General features: G+C 58.9%; 11 protein-coding genes. 7 read left to right on the forward strand and 4 right to left on the reverse strand.

Annotated features, from left to right (window positions below; genetic code table 11):
* Nucleotides 1-39: 39 nt before the first annotated feature.
* The 4 genes from B3I26_RS09950 to B3I26_RS09965 form a co-directional block, all read right to left on the reverse strand.
* Nucleotides 40-1638 carry an ABC transporter substrate-binding protein gene (locus B3I26_RS09950; protein ID WP_296257510.1) on the reverse strand — a complete coding sequence of 533 codons (1599 nt, stop codon included), beginning with the start codon at nucleotides 1636-1638 and terminating at the stop codon, nucleotides 40-42.
* Nucleotides 1639-1822: 184 nt separating this feature from the next.
* Nucleotides 1823-3946: an HET-C-related protein gene (locus tag B3I26_RS09955; protein WP_296257511.1), complete on the reverse strand. Its 2124-nt coding sequence runs from the start codon at nucleotides 3944-3946 to the stop codon at nucleotides 1823-1825.
* Between the two features lie 8 nt (nucleotides 3947-3954).
* On the reverse strand, nucleotides 3955-5511 hold the full coding sequence (locus B3I26_RS09960; RefSeq protein ID WP_296257512.1) for an HET-C-related protein: 1557 nt from the start codon (nucleotides 5509-5511) through the stop codon (nucleotides 3955-3957).
* A 256-nt stretch (nucleotides 5512-5767) separates the two neighbouring features.
* Nucleotides 5768-6484 carry an SIMPL domain-containing protein gene (locus B3I26_RS09965; RefSeq protein WP_296257513.1) on the reverse strand — a complete coding sequence of 239 codons (717 nt, stop codon included), beginning with the start codon at nucleotides 6482-6484 and terminating at the stop codon, nucleotides 5768-5770.
* Nucleotides 6485-6789: 305 nt separating this feature from the next.
* Between B3I26_RS09965 and B3I26_RS09970 the strand changes: the two genes are divergently transcribed.
* The 7 genes from B3I26_RS09970 to garD all read left to right on the forward strand — a co-directional run bounded on the left by B3I26_RS09970 (nucleotide 6790) and on the right by garD (nucleotide 15827).
* Complete coding sequence (locus B3I26_RS09970; RefSeq protein ID WP_296257514.1) at nucleotides 6790-8049, forward strand: ATP-binding protein; 1260 nt, start codon at nucleotides 6790-6792, stop codon at nucleotides 8047-8049.
* Nucleotides 8046-8606 (forward strand): response regulator transcription factor, encoded by a 561-nt coding sequence (locus B3I26_RS09975; protein ID WP_296257515.1) that lies wholly within the window; start codon nucleotides 8046-8048, stop codon nucleotides 8604-8606. Before B3I26_RS09970 ends, B3I26_RS09975 begins: the two co-directional genes overlap by 4 nt.
* 98 nt (nucleotides 8607-8704) lie before the next feature.
* The gene (locus tag B3I26_RS09980; protein ID WP_296257516.1) at nucleotides 8705-10447 is read left to right on the forward strand and encodes an ABC transporter ATP-binding protein/permease; all 1743 of its coding nucleotides are present in this window, start codon (nucleotides 8705-8707) and stop codon (nucleotides 10445-10447) included.
* A gap of 111 nt (nucleotides 10448-10558) precedes the next feature.
* Nucleotides 10559-11308 (forward strand): FadR/GntR family transcriptional regulator, encoded by a 750-nt coding sequence (locus tag B3I26_RS09985; RefSeq protein ID WP_296257521.1) that lies wholly within the window; start codon nucleotides 10559-10561, stop codon nucleotides 11306-11308.
* A 387-nt stretch (nucleotides 11309-11695) separates the two neighbouring features.
* On the forward strand, nucleotides 11696-12607 hold the full coding sequence (kdgD, locus tag B3I26_RS09990; RefSeq protein WP_296257517.1) for a 5-dehydro-4-deoxyglucarate dehydratase: 912 nt from the start codon (nucleotides 11696-11698) through the stop codon (nucleotides 12605-12607).
* A 284-nt stretch (nucleotides 12608-12891) separates the two neighbouring features.
* Nucleotides 12892-14262 carry an MFS transporter gene (locus B3I26_RS09995; RefSeq protein ID WP_296257518.1) on the forward strand — a complete coding sequence of 457 codons (1371 nt, stop codon included), beginning with the start codon at nucleotides 12892-12894 and terminating at the stop codon, nucleotides 14260-14262.
* A gap of 11 nt (nucleotides 14263-14273) precedes the next feature.
* The gene (garD, locus tag B3I26_RS10000; protein ID WP_296257519.1) at nucleotides 14274-15827 is read left to right on the forward strand and encodes a galactarate dehydratase; all 1554 of its coding nucleotides are present in this window, start codon (nucleotides 14274-14276) and stop codon (nucleotides 15825-15827) included.
* Nucleotides 15828-16537: the final 710 nt, after the last annotated feature.

Genomic DNA, 16537 nt, shown 5'->3' on the forward strand with positions numbered 1-16537 from the left:
GTATCGTAAGTGTTACCTTGCGATTGCTGGTCGATGATGTTATTTGGCCACGCTCACGCCATAAAAGGGCGTGAGCCCGAACGGGCTGAGTTTGAAATCCTGCACCTCGTTGCGCATTGGCTGAAACACCTTGGAGTTGGCAATCGGGGTGATCGGCACGTCGTTTTTCAGGATGTTCTGCGCCTGCTGATACAACTTGATCCGCTCATCGCGGTTGCTGGTCAGCTTGGCCTGGGTGACCAGCTTGTCGTATGCCGGGTTGCACCATTTCGCGTAGTTGCTGCCCTTTACCGCCGCGCAGCTGTAGAGCACGCCGAGCCAGTTGTCCGGATCCCCGTTGTCCCCTGTCCAACCATAGATCATCACATCGTGCTCGCCAGCTTTGGCGCGCTTGATGTACTCGCCCCATTCGTAGCTGACGATGTTGGCCTTGATGCCGATCTTCGCCCAGTCGGACTGGATCATCTGTGCGGACATCCGCGCATTCGGGTTGGAGGCGCGCTGTACGGTCATCGCCCACAGGTTGATCTGCGTGCCCGGCGCTACGCCAGCTTCCTTGAGCAGTTGTCTGGCCTTTACGGGGTCATAAGGTGCGTCCTTGATGTTTGGGTCGTAGCCCCATTGCGCAGGTGGCAAGGCGTTTTGTGCGAGTTGACCTGCGCCCTGGTAGACCGCCTTGATAATTGCCGGCTTGTCGATGGCCATGTCCAGCGCCTGACGCACCTTGAGCTGATCAAGCGGCGGGTGGGTCACGTTGTAGGCCAGAAAGCCCAGGTTGAAGCCAGCCTGACTCAACACCTTCAGGTTCGGATCTTTCTGTGCTTCGGCGATGTCTTCCGGTCGTGGATAGCCGCTGATCTGACACTCGTTGGCCTTGAGTTTCTGCAAGCGGGTGGCGGCGTCGGTATTGATCGAGAAGATCAGGTTGTCGAGCTTCACATCCTCCGGTTTCCAGTAGTCCTGGTTGCCGACAAAGCGGATCTGTGCGTCTTTCTGATAACGCTTGAACACGAACGGGCCGGTTCCAATGGGCTTTTGATTGATCTCTTCGGCCTTGCCTTCCTTTAGCAGTTGCGCGGCGTATTCGGCGGACTGAATCGAGGCGAAACTCATGGCCAGGTTCTGGATGAACGCAGCGTCGATGTTGTTCAGGTGAAACCTGACGGTCTGCTGGTCAACCTTCTCCACCTGCTTGATGGTTTTGTTCATGTCCATGTCGGTGAAGTACGGCGACTCGGACGGGTAGGCTTTGCGAAACGGATCGTCGGCGTTGAGCAGGCGGTTGAAGGTAAACAGCACGTCGTCAGCGTTGAATTCGCGTGAGGGCTTGAAGTAGTCGGTGGTGTGAAACTTCACGCCTTGGCGCAAATGGAACGTATAAGTCAGGCCGTCTTCGGAAACCTCCCATTGGGTCGCCAGCCCCGGTTCCACTTCAGTGCCGCCGCGCTTGAACTGGGTCAGGCGGTTGAATACGGTTTCGGCTGATGCATCGAACTCGGTGCCGCTGGTGTACTGGCTGGGATCGAAGCCTGCGGGGCTGGCTTCGGAGCAATACACCAGGGTGCTGGCGGCCTGCACCGATGGCGCACACATTGCCATCGCAGCAGCCAAGAGCAGGGGTTTGAAGGTTTTCTCCATGTGAACCTCATACAAGTGCGGCATTCATGCCTGGAATTATTGAGTGACAATAGACCGCGCAGAATGCCGCAGGGTTAAACGCGCCGACAAGAAAACCATTAGATCGATTTGATCAGCTTTCAGAACGCAACACGGCGGGTGGAGCGTCAGGCGCTACCGCTGACGCTCCACCCGCGCAGTCCCGTCAAAATCTTTTGAAAAACGCGATGAAGTGTTCAGCCAGGTAATCGAGGGTCGATTGCCCCTCTCTTTTCAATTGTTCGAAGGAACGTTGCGCTGCGCGCTCGATGCCTTCATGAATGTGCTCCATCTCGAACTTCGACGCCGCCCGCCGAATCTGGTGCGGGTTAGCCCGCGCCCAGTTTTTTACGTAGGTATCGAACTGATTGTAGGCGTCGTTGGGGTGGATGAAACAAGAAGACGCCACGATGACCGGGTTCGGTGCGTCGGGTCCGTGGTCCCAGCGTTGCAGCATCGCCTGTGTCAATTGATGTGCGGCAATCCGGGCCAGGTGCGCTGCCAATTCGTGAAGCGGATGATCGCCGTGATCCTTGGCCAGTTGCGAATGGGTGGGGTCGATGGAGGCGTCCAGATGGGGGTCGGCGCCCAAGTGTGTCTGGATGTCGTCGATTCTGCTACTGATCAACGTGATCACCGAATTGAACATCGAGCCAAAGGCACTGCCTACCAGGCGTGCCGGGGTCGAGGTGATCCAAAGATAGAACTGTATCCATTCGCTCGCTGGAAGCTGCGCATATTGGTCGCGCACGCTGAGGTAGGTGTTGAATGCCGAATACGGCTTTCGCAGACCGGCCTCCTTGAGCAAGATGAGCATCATCTTTTCGGTGTCCGAGCGATATCCCGCTTCGGTCGGCATGAACCGCCAGTCAATCGTCGGCTTGAGCAGATGGGCAAAGCCGGATGCGAGGCTGGCGAATGCGTCACCGGAGCCGAACGTGCCGGTCACCACTGGCAGCGTGTTGAAGCAATGGGTCGGAGCAGTCCATGGCAACACCTGGTAACCGTGCTTGATGAGGCTCAATTCGGCGTAATTGGAATGAGCATAGAAGTCCTCGAGCATGTGCAGGGCAGAGCCGAACCGACGCAGCCCTTCATCGGTCCGGCCCAGCGCCATGGCCGCTTCCAGGTCGTCGCACATCACCGCTTCGCTGCGATGGATGTAGCGCTTCATGGAGCTGTCGAAATCCACCTCCAGTAACTCGTCGCCCAGGAAAACCCACGGCTCGAAGTCAGGATCGAGAAGCGTGGGATCGCAGGAGGCTGCCTCCACTTTCGGATTGTCGATGTGCTCGCTGGGCCGGTAGACGCCCAGGTTCTCCGGGGTCACGGTAAAGGCCTGCGGATTGTCCTTGCGCACGTCAGCGAATTTGCGCACCGCCAGTACATCGACCATGGCGGTCATCGCCTTGCGCCCCACAAGCCTTGGGAAGTTTTTCGGCGCACCTTTCGGGCGGGTCAGGGCAGGGTCGACCAGTTGCGAATAATCACGCAACCAGTTGCCAAAGTTGATCGCCTGCGTCTCCCTTTCCGAGAGGCCCAGGTCTTTCAGTTCACGTTCGATCGATTCATGGGTGAAATGGTGAGTGCTGCCAGCGCCGGCCGAGAACCGTGCTTGCCTGGCGCTATCGGGGAGCGGTCGTTCATGCTCGAACCCGGGGTTTGAAATACGTTTGATCGCCGCATTGAAAGACGTTCGGATTGCGCCCGTTTGGCCATCGGCGGTGGTGTAGTTACCCACTCGAAAGTCATCGCGACGGGGCGGGGATATCTGCGCCATGGCGACCCCATAAGACGGTCGGTCTTTCCCTGACCCGTCGGGGGTCACATTAACGGTTGCATCAGAGAGCGCCGGGACCAGATCGTTGCGCAGGATATTTTCCAGATGGCTGCCAAACGCGTGCAGCAGAGCGGCCACCAGTTCCCAGGTGTGCGTCGGGTCGTCAATGACCCGGTCAAGCAGCCCTGCATGCAAGCGGATGATGCGGTCCGCAGTGTCGTATTCGATGGGGTAAACACCGTCGCTGAGCAGCTCGATGGGTGGGTTTTCTACAGCCCCGGCCAGTGCTTCTTCGCGCAGCGCGTCGTACACTTTGGGCGGCAGGTCGTAGCCGAATATCGGCACCATTGCCAGGGCGAACCCGGCCGGATCGCCGCGCTTGGCGGCCTGGATGAACTGGTTGAAGGCAAAGGTGCTGCGAAATCCACTCAGTGCTATGTCTTGAGTGCTGCCCAGCGGTGTCGGTTCGTCGTTGTGGTCGGCCATGCGGGTATCGATCGATATATTCATCAAGCACCTCAGCCCTTCGCCAGATTCAGCAGTTTCTGGCCCCAACCGGTGCTGGAAACGAGGTTCATGAACGCTTGATCGGCGAAGCCCTTGAGACCCGATGGAAGCGCGTCCTGGCTGTTGAACAGGTAGTCCAGGAACTTCTCGCTGTTCTCGGTCAGTTGGCGATGAATCTGCTCGAGTTCACTGACCGCTTTTCTGTGCACTTCATCGAGATCGGATTTGGACTGCGCCCGCAGCACCTTTTCCGGATTGGCAGCTGCCCATGCGCGGACAAGTCGATCCTGCCATTGAACGTCTTCTGGATGGCTGAAGAACGACGATGCCACGGCGATCGGATCGGCATCGGGCTTGCCGTCCCAATAGTCGATCATGGACTGCGCAACCCGGCGCACGGCTTCACCGGCAAGCCGGGCGGCGAGATCGTGCAGGGGATGCTCGGCGTGGTCCTTGGACAGTTGTGAATGCGTCGGCTCGGTTCCGGCATCGACGTTCGGGTCGTGCCCCAGTGCAGTCTGTACATCGGCAATGCTGTCGCCAATCCAGGACAACACACCCTGGGCAGCAGTGTTATAGGCGTTCAGCAAGATGCTGGCCGGACTTGAGATCACCCAGCGGTAGAACCTGACCGTATCGATACCTGCTTTTTGTGCCAGGCTCACCAACTGATCCCGCGCCGACAGCAATGAATTGAAGGCGCGGTAGTAATCCTGATCAGGGTGTTCGCTGAGCAGGATCAGCATGACCTTGTCTCGTTCTGATCGGTACTCGACGCGGGTGAGTTCGAACTCGAGGTCTTCGGTGGAATAAAGAATCTTGCCCAGCGGTTCGGCCAGACTCGCGATGACGTCGCTCGCGCCGAAGGTCCCGGTCACCAGCGGCAACTTCCATTTGGCGTCCGTCGGCGTCGTCCAGGGCAACACCTGTTCATGACCGGCCTTGATCAGGCTGAGTTCGGCGAAGTTGGAGTGGGCGAACAGATCCTCGATCACATGCAGCGCTGCGCCAAAGGCGCGCAGCCCCCTGAGCGAGCGCTTGCCGCGCATGGCGACGCGCAGCTCATGCTTGATGTACTCGACGGAGCCTGCAATGTAGCGCTTGATCGATGTATCGGGATCGGCTTCGAGCAGAGGATTGCCTTGCAGGACCCAAGGGCGGAAGCCCGGATCGCGCACTTTCGGATCGGGGAAGGGCGGGTCGGTTACCAGCGGGTTATCGATATGTTCGAACGGTAGGTAGATACCGAGCTTTGCTGGCGTCACTTTCATGTGCCTTGGGTAAGCCGCGCGCAACTCCTGAAATTTCTTCACGCTGAGAATATCGACCAGCGCGGTCCAGGCATGGCGCGATAGAACGGCCGGAAACTGTCTGGGCATGCCTGGTGCGCGCACCAGCTTGGGGTCGATGACCTGGGAGTAGTCACGCAGCCAGTTGCCAAAGTAGATGGCGTCCCTCTCGCCATCATGGAAACCCAGCTCTTCAAGCACCCATTCGATGCTCTGGTGTGTATGGGCGTGAGAGTCCTCGCTACCGGCCAGGAAACGCGGTGTTGGTTTGAAATTCATGGGTCGATTCTTCCTTGAGATAGGTGTGTTGCGCTTGGCCTTGCCCCGGTGTCGAGGCTGGCGCGTTCCGTGCGCAAGCGATCATGGATGTCGCGAAGTCGATTTTAGGGCGCGGGAGTTTTTTTCAAATCGGAAGGATCGGTGCAGAGCGTAGGACGAGGCTTCAGCGTGCTGGGGAAGGTGTTAGAAGGGAGCAAGGGAAAGAGGCGAAGCTTAAGGCGGAAACAGCGGCAGCCACGGGCTGCCGCTGGGCGAATCAGGGAATGGCGACTTCGATCACGCCGTCGGCGGTGACGCTGACCTGGCTGGTACCGGCCTCGACGTCAGGCGTGGGCGCGGCATCGGCACGGGCGGCTTTCATCATCATGACCGGCGCACGCAGGTAAGGCTGCGGGTAGCCGGATGTATTGAGGTTGAGGTTGACCAGTTTATAGCCGTTGCCACCCAGTGCCTCGGTCACCAGTTGTGCGCGGGCCTTGAACGCGTTCACGGCGTCTTTGAGCAAGGTGTCTTCACTGGCCTTGCGTGCCGGGTTGGAGATAGAGAAGTCCATGCCGCCCATTTTCATGTCGCTGCCTAGCAATTCGCCGGTCAGTTTCGACAACGCGGCGAAATCCGGGCTTTCCAGGCGCAGTTCGGCGCGCTCACGCCAACCGGTGATCTTCTGGCCCTTGTCGTCGTAGATCGGGTAGCTGTTGCGGCTGCCTTGGCGAATGGTCACTTCCTTGACCTGCCGTGCCTGGCCGAGTGCCTTATTGAGGGTTTGCGTGACCCCGGCGGCCAATTTTGCAGGGTCGGTATCCTGCGATTCGGTGTACACGGTCACGTTCATCAGGTCGCGCTGGACCTCCTGATTGACCTCGGCGCGCACGGACACCTGATTGTAATGAACCTCTTCGGCCATAACGGGAGCGCTGGCCAGAGCGACGGCGCCCAGGGTGAACAGGGTAGCGGTGGGGCGAAGGCTGAACATGTAAAACTCCTTGTTTGGCGAGCCGTCCAGGCTGCCTCCACGAAGCATGCCGGACGATGCCCATCAGACTGTGATCCGGGGAACTTGTTCCGGTGACGAATTGACCTCGCCGGTCCAGGCTGAGGCGCCGGTAGCCGCACGGCTTGTCGGCAGTGGTGCCGCTGAGATCGCTGCCGCCGGCAGGCCGAACGGCTACGGCGGCACCGCTGTGGCGCTTTGACGCACTTTGATGCTGTTTGACGGAAAGCCGCGTCGCATTGGTTATACTCGCTGCGATCCGCCTGGAGCGCTCATCAGGAGAGCTCATGCTCGCCCCCGTACAATTACTCTCTGCCACCCGTCAGAACCTCTGGCGATTGACATTCGTCCGCATTCTGGTGCTAGGTGCCCAAGCCGGCTCGGTCGGTTTCGCCTATCTGTTCAACCTGCTGCCGCTGCCTTGGCTGCAACTGGACGTCACCCTGGGTTTTTCTGCCATCGTCTGCCTGCTGACGGCGATCAGGCTGCGCACGTCTTGGCCGGTAACCGAGCTTGAATATGCCGTGCAACTGGCGTTTGACCTGTTTATCCACAGTGCGCTGCTGTATTTCTCGGGCGGCTCGACCAACCCGTTCGTCTCCTATTACCTGGTGCCGCTTACCATCGCCGCTGTGACCCTTCCTTGGCGGTTTTCCCTGATTCTATCGGGCATTGCGTTGGCGCTGTACACCCTGATGCTGGCCAATTTCTATCCACTTGAACCTTTTGCCATTGCCCGCGAGAAGATGCAGATCTACGGGATGTGGCTGAGTTTCGCGCTGGCCGCCGGAGTGATTACCTTCTTCGCCGCGCGCATGGCCGAGGAGTTGCGCCGTCAGGAGCAGATGCGCGCCTTGCGCCGGGAAGAGGGCGCGCGCGATCAGCAATTGCTGGCCGTGGCCACCGAAGCCGCCGGCGCCGCCCACGAGTTGGGCACGCCGCTGGCGACCATGAGCGTGTTGCTCAAGGAGATGCAGCAGGATCACAAAGACCCAGCGCTGCAGGACGACCTGTCGGTGCTCCAGGATCAGGTCAAACTGTGCAAGGAAACCTTGCAACAGCTGGTCCGCGCTGCCGAGGCCAACCGGCGGCTGGCGGTGCAACAGCAGACCGTTACCCGCTGGCTCGATCAGGCGCTCAATCGTTGGCACCTGATGCGCCCCGAAGCCAGTTACCGCTTTCAACGTCTGGGGCAGGGCGACGTACCGATGGTCGCGCCGCCACCCGATCTGACCCAGGCCCTGCTGAACTTGCTGAACAATGCCGCTGACGCCTGCCCGGAAGGTCTTGAAGTCAATCTGGACTGGAGCCCCGTGGAGATCAGCATCACCATCCGCGATCATGGCGCGGGCGTGCCGCTGGCCGTGGCCGAACAGATCGGCAAACCGTTCTTTACCACCAAGGGCAAAGGCTTCGGCCTGGGCCTGTTTCTGAGCAAGGCTAGCGTAACCCGCGCAGGCGGCTCGGTAAGACTCTATCCTCACGAGGAAGGCGGTACGCTCACCGAACTGCGCCTGCCCCGTAACGCACCAGGAGATGAAACATGACTGATGAGATCCAGGTCGAAGGCGAAGAGCTGCCGCACCTGTTGCTGGTGGATGACGATGCCACCTTCACACGCGTAATGGCTCGTGCCATGGCCCGCCGTGGCTTTCGCGTCAGCACCGCCGGCTCCGCCGAGGAAGGCTTGAAGCTGGCCCAGGAGGATCTCCCCGACTACGCCGCGCTCGATCTTAAAATGGAAGGCGACTCCGGTCTGGTGCTGCTGCCCAAGCTGCTGGAACTGGACCCGGAAATGCGTGTCCTGATACTGACCGGTTACTCGAGCATCGCCACCGCTGTCGAAGCCATCAAGCGCGGCGCCTGCAACTACCTGTGCAAGCCGGCCGACGCTGACGATGTGCTGGCTGCGCTGCTGTCCGAGCACGCCGACCTGGACACCCTGGTGCCGGAAAACCCGATGTCCGTGGACCGCTTGCAGTGGGAACATATTCAACGGGTGCTGACCGAGCACGAAGGCAATATTTCGGCTACGGCGCGGGCGTTAGGGATGCATCGCAGGACGCTTCAACGCAAATTGCAAAAGCGACCGGTCCGTCGTTAGGCAGGATCGCCACATAAAGATTTCTTCATGGAAGACCGTGTGTGGCGTCTGGCACATTGGGGCCAACGCCATTAAATGCCTGTCGCCGAGCCTTCACCATGAATGTTGATATCGATGAATCCAGGGTCAATGACGCTGTGACCGGAAGCTTTTTCTCCCGGGTCTGGAAGCTGGTCACTCCCTATTGGCGCAGCGAAGAAAAAGCGATGGCCTGGGTCCTGCTGGTGGCTGTGATCGCGTTGTCGCTGTTCAGCGTATTCATCTCCGTGCTGGTCAACAGCTGGTACCGGGATTTCTACAACGCTTTGCAAAACAAGGATCTGGGCGCCTTCACCCACTTGATCCTGTATTTCTGCGGGATCGCCGCCATCGCTATCCTCGGCGCTGTCTATCGCCTCTACCTCACGCAAATGCTGACCATCCGCTGGCGTCGCTGGCTCACCGAAAAGCATTTCACCAAGTGGCTGGCGCACAAGAACTATTACCGACTGGAGCAGGGCGGTTACACGGATAACCCCGACCAGCGGCTGTCCGAAGACCTCAATAATTTTACCTCCGACACGCTTAGCCTGAGCCTAGGCCTGTTGCGCACAGTGGTCAGCCTGGTGTCGTTCTCGGTGATTCTGTGGGGCGTGTCCGGCAGCATCGAACTGTACGGCATTACCATCCCCGGCTACATGTTCTGGGCCGCGCTGCTGTATGCAGCCCTGGGCAGCTGGCTCACGCACCTGATCGGCAAGCGCCTGATCCCGCTCAGCAACCAGCAACAGCGTTACGAAGCCGACATGCGTTTTTCGCTGGTGCGGGTTCGCGAAAATGCCGAAAGCATTGCGTTGTCCGACGGTGAAGCCAACGAGAACCAGCGGCTGAGCGCTCGTTTCGGCAGGGTCTGGAGTAACTTCTGGACCATCATGAAAGTGCAGAAGCGCCTGACATTCTTCACAGCAGGCTACTCACAGATCGCCATCGTCTTTGCCTTCGTCGTCGCCGCACCGCGTTACTTCGCCGGCAAGATCGAACTGGGCGAGCTGATGCAGATCAATTCGGCGTTTGGCAATGTGCAGGAGAACTTCAGCTGGTTCATCGATGCGTATACCCAACTGGCATCCTGGCGTGCGACCTGTGATCGTCTGCTCAGCTTCCGCCAGGCGATGGACGAGAACGAGGTACGCGTGCCGGCGATCAAGGTCAGCCATGAAAGCGATGCGCTGCATGTGCAGGGTCTGGAGCTGTCACTTAATGGCGGCCGTCAGTTGTTGAACAATGCCAGCATCGACATCACCGCGGGCGAGAAAGTCATGCTCAGCGGGCGATCCGGCAGCGGCAAGAGTACGTTATTACGAGCGATGGGCGGGTTGTGGACCGAGGGGCACGGTGCGCTGAAGTTGCCGGCCAAGCGCGCGTTCTTCCTGCCGCAGAAGCCCTATTTGCCCATCGGCACGCTGCGCGAAGCCTTGAGTTATCCACAAGCGCCCGAGGCATACCCGGCCGAGCGCTTCGCTCAGGTGCTGGAGACCTGCCGTTTAGGGCATTTGGTGTCGCGCCTTGACGAAAGCAATCACTGGCAACGCATGTTGTCTCCGGGCGAGCAGCAACGTGTGGCGTTTGCCCGAGCGCTGTTGTTCGCGCCGGATTGGTTGTATCTGGACGAAGCCACCTCGGCGATGGACGAGGAAGATGAGGCAGTGTTGTACCAGGCTTTGCTCGATGAGCTGCCGGGTGTGACCCTCCTCAGCATCGGCCATCGCAGCAGTCTCAAGCGTTTTCATCGCCGTCATCTGCGCATCGACGCAGGCCAGCTGAAGGAACAGCCGCACCCGGAGGCGGTGATTTGCGATTGAACTGTGCAACATGCCGCAAAAACCGACTAACTTGCCGGGTTTGTTATGTGATCGTACAACTCGCGTGAGCTATGATTGCCCCTTTCACCGTATTAGAGATGCCTGTTGGATATGGAAAATCAGAGTGCTCCGCCTCGTGCACGCAGAAAGCACCGCAGCCTCGCGCAGGAACTGGTAACCGAGCTTTCCGAGCGCATTCGCAGCGGCCAACTCAAGCGCGGCGATAAGTTGCCTACCGAGTCGGCGATCATGGAAGAGCAGGGTGTAAGCCGCACGGTGGTCCGTGAAGCCATTTCGCGGCTGCAGGCCTCCGGCTTGGTCGAGACGCGGCATGGCATCGGCACCTTCGTCCTGGATACGCCAAGTCCGAGCGGATTTCGCATCGATCCGGCGACCATCGTGACCTTGCGTGATGTGCTGGCGATTCTGGAGCTGCGCATCAGCCTTGAGGTCGAATCCGCCGGTCTGGCGGCACAGCGCCGCTCGCCCGAGCAACTGGCTGACATGCGTGCCGCCCTCGACGCGCTCAATGAGAGCGCATCTCACGCCAGTGATGCCGTGGGCGCGGATTTCCAGTTCCACATGGCCATTGCGCTGTCCACCGGCAACCGCTACTTCACCGACATCATGAATCACCTGGGCACCAGCATCATCCCGCGCACGCGGCTGAATTCCGCCCGGCTGGCGCACGACGATCATCAGCACTACATGAACCGCCTGAGCCGCGAGCACGAAGAAATCTACGACGCCATTGCCCGCCAGGACTCCGACGCCGCCCGGGCCGCCATGCGCCTGCACTTGACCAACAGCCGCGAGCGACTGCGCCATGCTCACGAAGAGGCGCAATCGCAGCGAGCTTGAGGGCTTTTGCTGATCGCTGTGTAACATCGATACCTGTAGAAGTCCGGCTTGCCAGCGTTATGACCTTGCCATTGGTGCCGCTGGCAAGCTGGACTGTCGCAGAAGGCTCGCGGAAAAGCTGGTGGTCCGTCGTGCCTGACACACCGGGGTCCATGGGTTCACGGTCGGTTCCCGGCAAGCGATGCTCCGATGCCCGTTGGGCACTCTCACAAGCCTCTCCCTTGAGCGAAGTCATCACAATCCTCCCTCCAACCTTCTCATGCCGCTACCGGATAAATAATTCCACGGCCCTATTGAGAGATGTGATTCCTAGTTGTACGATGACTTACGACATCAGCGCAGTCTGGTGATCCCTTCAAACAATTAGCTTCCCAGGGTGTTCGAATAATGAATCCACAAGAACTGAAGTCCATCCTCTCCCACGGTCTGCTTTCTTTCCCGGTCACCGATTTCAACGCCCAGGGCGACTTTCACCGCGCCGGCTACATCAAACGTCTGGAGTGGCTGGCACCGTATGGCGCCTCTGCACTGTTCGCCGCGGGCGGTACCGGTGAGTTCTTCTCCCTGACCGGCCGCGAATACTCCGAAATCATCAAGACTGCCGTCGATACCTGCGAACATAGCGTGCCGATCCTGGCGGGCGTCGGTGGTCCTACTCGCCAGGCCATCGAGATGGCCCAGGAAGCCGAGCGCCTGGGTGCCAAAGGCCTGCTGCTGCTGCCGCATTACCTGACCGAAGCCAGCCAGGACGGCGTTGCCGCCCACGTTGAAGCGGTGTGCAAATCGGTAAAGATCGGCGTAGTCGTCTACAACCGTAACGTCTGCCGCCTGACCCCGGTACTGCTGGAGCGTCTGGCCGAGCGTTGCCCTAACCTGATCGGTTATAAGGACGGCCTGGGCGATATCGAACTGATGGTTTCGATCCGTCGCCGCCTGGGTGATCGCTTCTCCTACCTTGGCGGTCTGCCGACCGCTGAAGTCTATGCCGCAGCCTACAAGGCGCTCGGCGTGCCGGTTTACTCCTCGGCGGTGTTCAACTTCGTACCGAAGCTGGCAATGGACTTCTACCATGCCATCGCCAAAGACGATCACCAGACCGTTGGCAAGCTGATCGACGACTTCTTCCTTCCTTACCTGGACATCCGTAACCGCAAGGCCGGCTACGCCGTCAGCATCGTCAAGGCGGGCGCGAAAATCGCTGGCTACGATGCAGGCCCGGTTCGGGCGCCATTGACCGACCTGACGGCCGAAGAGGTCGACATGCTGGCTGCGCTGATGGACAAGCAAGGCCAGCAGTAATCGCCGAACTGCCGCAAAGCCGCTGAGAAATCAGCGGTTTTTTTCCATGGGCGAGCCTTGTTTCAGTGTCTGGCCCGGCATCACTGTTTTGTTTTAACCCGTCACGCTGGCAGCAACGCCATGCGTGAGTTTTACCCAAGGTGTCACCGTAACAGCCTGGCTACACCTGTGAAGCGACGCTTGAATCGCATCTGGATTCAGGGACAGAGGCGAGCAGCACACACACACACACATAAAAAATCGTTTAACCCGCGCAAAAAAATAATTAGTGGGAGTTTTCGAATATGCAAAAGACCAAGCCGACTCACGTCCGCTATTTGATCCTGCTCATGCTGTTTCTGGTGACCACGATCAACTACGCCGACCGTGCAACCATCGCCATCGCAGGCTCCAGCCTGCAAAAGAGCCTCGGCATCGACGCCGTCACCCTCGGGTACATCTTCTCCGCTTTCGGTTGGGCCTACGTCGCCGGTCAGATCCCTGGCGGCTGGCTGCTCGATCGCTTTGGCTCAAAGAAAGTCTACGCACTGAGCATCTTCACCTGGTCGCTGTTCACCGTGCTGCAAGGCTATGTCGGTGAGTTCGGCCTCTCCACTGCCATCGTTGCGCTGTTCATGCTGCGCTTTTTGGTGGGCCTGGCCGAAGCGCCGTCCTTCCCCGGCAACGCGCGCATCGTCGCGGCCTGGTTTCCAACCCCTGAGCGTGGCACCGCTTCGGCGATCTTCAACTCAGCGCAATACTTCGCCACGGTTTTGTTCGCTCCGATCATGGGCTGGATCGTCTTCACGTTTGGCTGGCAGCATGTGTTCATGATCATGGGCGGCGTTGGGGTAGTGTTCTCGCTGGTCTGGCTGAAGATTATCCACAGCCCTCGCAACCATCCGATGATCAACCAGGCTGAACTCGATCACATCGCCAACAACGGTGGCATGATCGATATGGATCAGGACGGTAAAGGCAAGCGTGGTGGCCCGAAATGGGACTACGTCCGCCAGTTGCTGACCAACCGCATGATGCTGGGCATCTACCTGGCCCAGTATTGCATCAACGGCATCACCTACTTCTTCCTGACCTGGTTCCCGGTGTACCTGGTGCAGGAGCGCGGCATGACTATCCTCAAGGCCGGTTTCATCGCCTCGCTACCGGCGATTTGCGGTTTCATCGGCGGTGTACTCGGCGGAATAATCTCCGACTGGCTGCTGCGTCGTGGCAACTCCCTGACGTTCTCGCGCAAGGCGCCGATCATCGGTGGCCTGTTGCTATCGACCTCGATCGTGACCTGTAACTATGTCGACATCGAATGGATCGTGGTGGGCTTCATGGCCCTGGCTTTTTTCGGCAAGGGCGTGGGTGCGCTGGGTTGGGCGGTGATGTCCGACGCTTCGCCCAAGCAAATCGCAGGGCTGTCCGGCGCGCTGTTCAACATGTTCGGTAATATCGCTTCGATCACCACCCCCATCGTGATCGGCTACATCATCAACACCACCGGCTCGTTCAAATGGGCGCTGGTGTTCGTCGGCGCCAACGCCTTGGTGGCAGTGATCAGCTACATCTTCATCGTGGGCGAGATCAAACGAGTGGAATTGAAGGACACCCCCAAGCAGGGTGATTTGCCGGCCAGCGAAGCCAGCAAGCTTTCCCAAGCGAAAATCTGAGGAAAACCGTGATGGACTTGATTCAACATGCCGACTCGCCACGTTACATTCGCCTGCATGAGCGCGATAACGTTGTCGTCGTGGTCAATGACCAGGGCGTACCGGCGGGAACAGAGTTCGACAATGGTCTGGTGACCATCGATAACGTGCCGCAGAGCCACAAGGTCAATACAGTGGACATCCCCGAAGGTGGGGCGGTAATTCGCTACGGGCAAACCATCGGTTATGCCCTGCAGCCGATTGCTCGCGGCAGTTGGGTCAAGGAGGATCAACTGCGCATGCCGAGCGCGCCGCCGCTGGACAGCCTGCCGCTGTCCACCGAAGTGCCGGTCAGGGGCGAGCCGTTGGAGGGCTTCACCTTCCAGGGCTACCGCAACGCCGATGGCACGGTCGGCACGCGCAACATCCTGGGCATCACCACCACCGTGCAATGTGTCACCGGCGTGCTGGATTTTGCGGTCAAACGGATTCGCGAAGAACTGCTGCCCAACTACCCCAACGTCGATGATGTGGTGGCGATCACTCACACTTACGGCTGCGGCGTGGCGATCACCGCCAAGGACGCGTACATCCCGATCCGTACCGTGCGCAATCTGGCGCGCAACCCGAACCTGGGTGGCGAGGCGTTGGTGATTGGCTTGGGCTGTGAAAAACTGCAGGCCGAACAAGTCATGCACCCGAACGATCCGTCGGTCGATCTGAGCGACCAGTGGATGTATCGTCTGCAGGATTCCAAACACGGTTTTAACGAAATGATTGAGCAGATCATGGAGCTGGCCGAATCCCGCCTGAAGAAGCTCGATCAGCGTCGTCGCGAAACCGTGCCGGCCTCCGAGCTGATCCTGGGCATGCAGTGCGGCGGCAGCGATGCGTTCTCCGGCATCACTGCCAACCCTGCTTTGGGTTATGCCTCGGACCTGCTGCTGCGCGCAGGTGCTACGGTGATGTTCTCCGAGGTCACCGAGGTGCGTGATGCGATCTATCTATTGACGTCCCGCGCCGAAACTACGCAAGTGGCCGAGGAGCTGGTGCGCGAGATGGACTGGTACGACCGCTACCTGGCCAAAGGCGAAGCCGACCGCAGCGCCAACACCACGCCGGGTAACAAGAAGGGCGGGTTGTCGAACATTGTCGAGAAGTCCCTGGGATCGATCGTCAAGTCGGGCAACAGCGCAATCAACGGGGTGTTGGGCCCTGGCGAGCGCGTCAACCGCAAAGGATTGATCTTCTGCGCGACCCCGGCCAGCGACTTTGTCTGTGGCACGCTGCAACTGGCCGCCGGGATGAACCTGCATGTATTCACCACGGGCCGCGGCACCCCTTACGGGTTGGCAATGTCCCCAGTGGTGAAGGTTTCCACTCGGACCGAACTGGCGCACCGCTGGCCGGACCTCATCGATATTGACGCAGGGCGCATTGCAACCGGCCGCGCCAGCATCGAGGAACTGGGTTGGGAGCTGTTCCATTTCTATCTGGATGTTGCCAGCGGCAAGAAGAAAACCTGGACCGAGCACTATCGTTTGCACAACGACATCACGTTGTTCAATCCTGCGCCCATTACCTGATTAGAGGTGATACGTCCCAGAACCCACTTCAGATTTGCAGTGCTCAACGCCCCGCTCACAATGAGCGGGTCTCTGGCGTATTAAGATTTGAGATGCCGACAGGAGCGTTTGTTCGCAACGACGATGTGGGGTCAACCCATGCTGTTGCGGACACGCAGTTTTACCGCGCCAATGCACAACGCTGGAGCGTCACGCTGCTCAGCGGCGTACTCGTTTTTGTTTTAAGTGGGAATTTTCAGTTTCCCGGTTTGTGCTGAGGGAGCCCACTCGCTGTCTTTTGCTCTAGTTGAACTTAGTCAAGATGTATCTCGGACAAAAGTACCGCTGTTTATAAATTTATAGGTATAAAGCGCGAACGTATAACTGCATTAAACATCAAGTCTCAGCGGGCAGTCCCGTCCCCAGCGTCATGGTGTTCGATAACATCGCGCATTCGTTCCCCAAAAGTCATCAGGCGGCCTAGTGTGCCGTTTTCGAAATAATTCACCCATGAGCCTGTGAGACCAGCGTCTCACAGGCTGGCTGCATCTTGTTCAAAATAATCTTCCTTTCGAATTTCAGGCGTAGTGCGTCAGCTGAAGATTTCGCAGTGTCAGGCATAGGGTAGTCGAACTCTCTAGGTTTTGTACGAAAAGTCGGCAGGGTAGAATTGCCGCCATGATTGGCTGGAGGCCCGTATGGCAAAGCGCTACGAACTCTCCGACGCATCG

The organism is Pseudomonas sp. UBA5706, assembly GCF_002419965.1.
In the GTDB taxonomy this organism is placed as follows: Bacteria; Pseudomonadota; Gammaproteobacteria; order Pseudomonadales; family Pseudomonadaceae; genus Aquipseudomonas.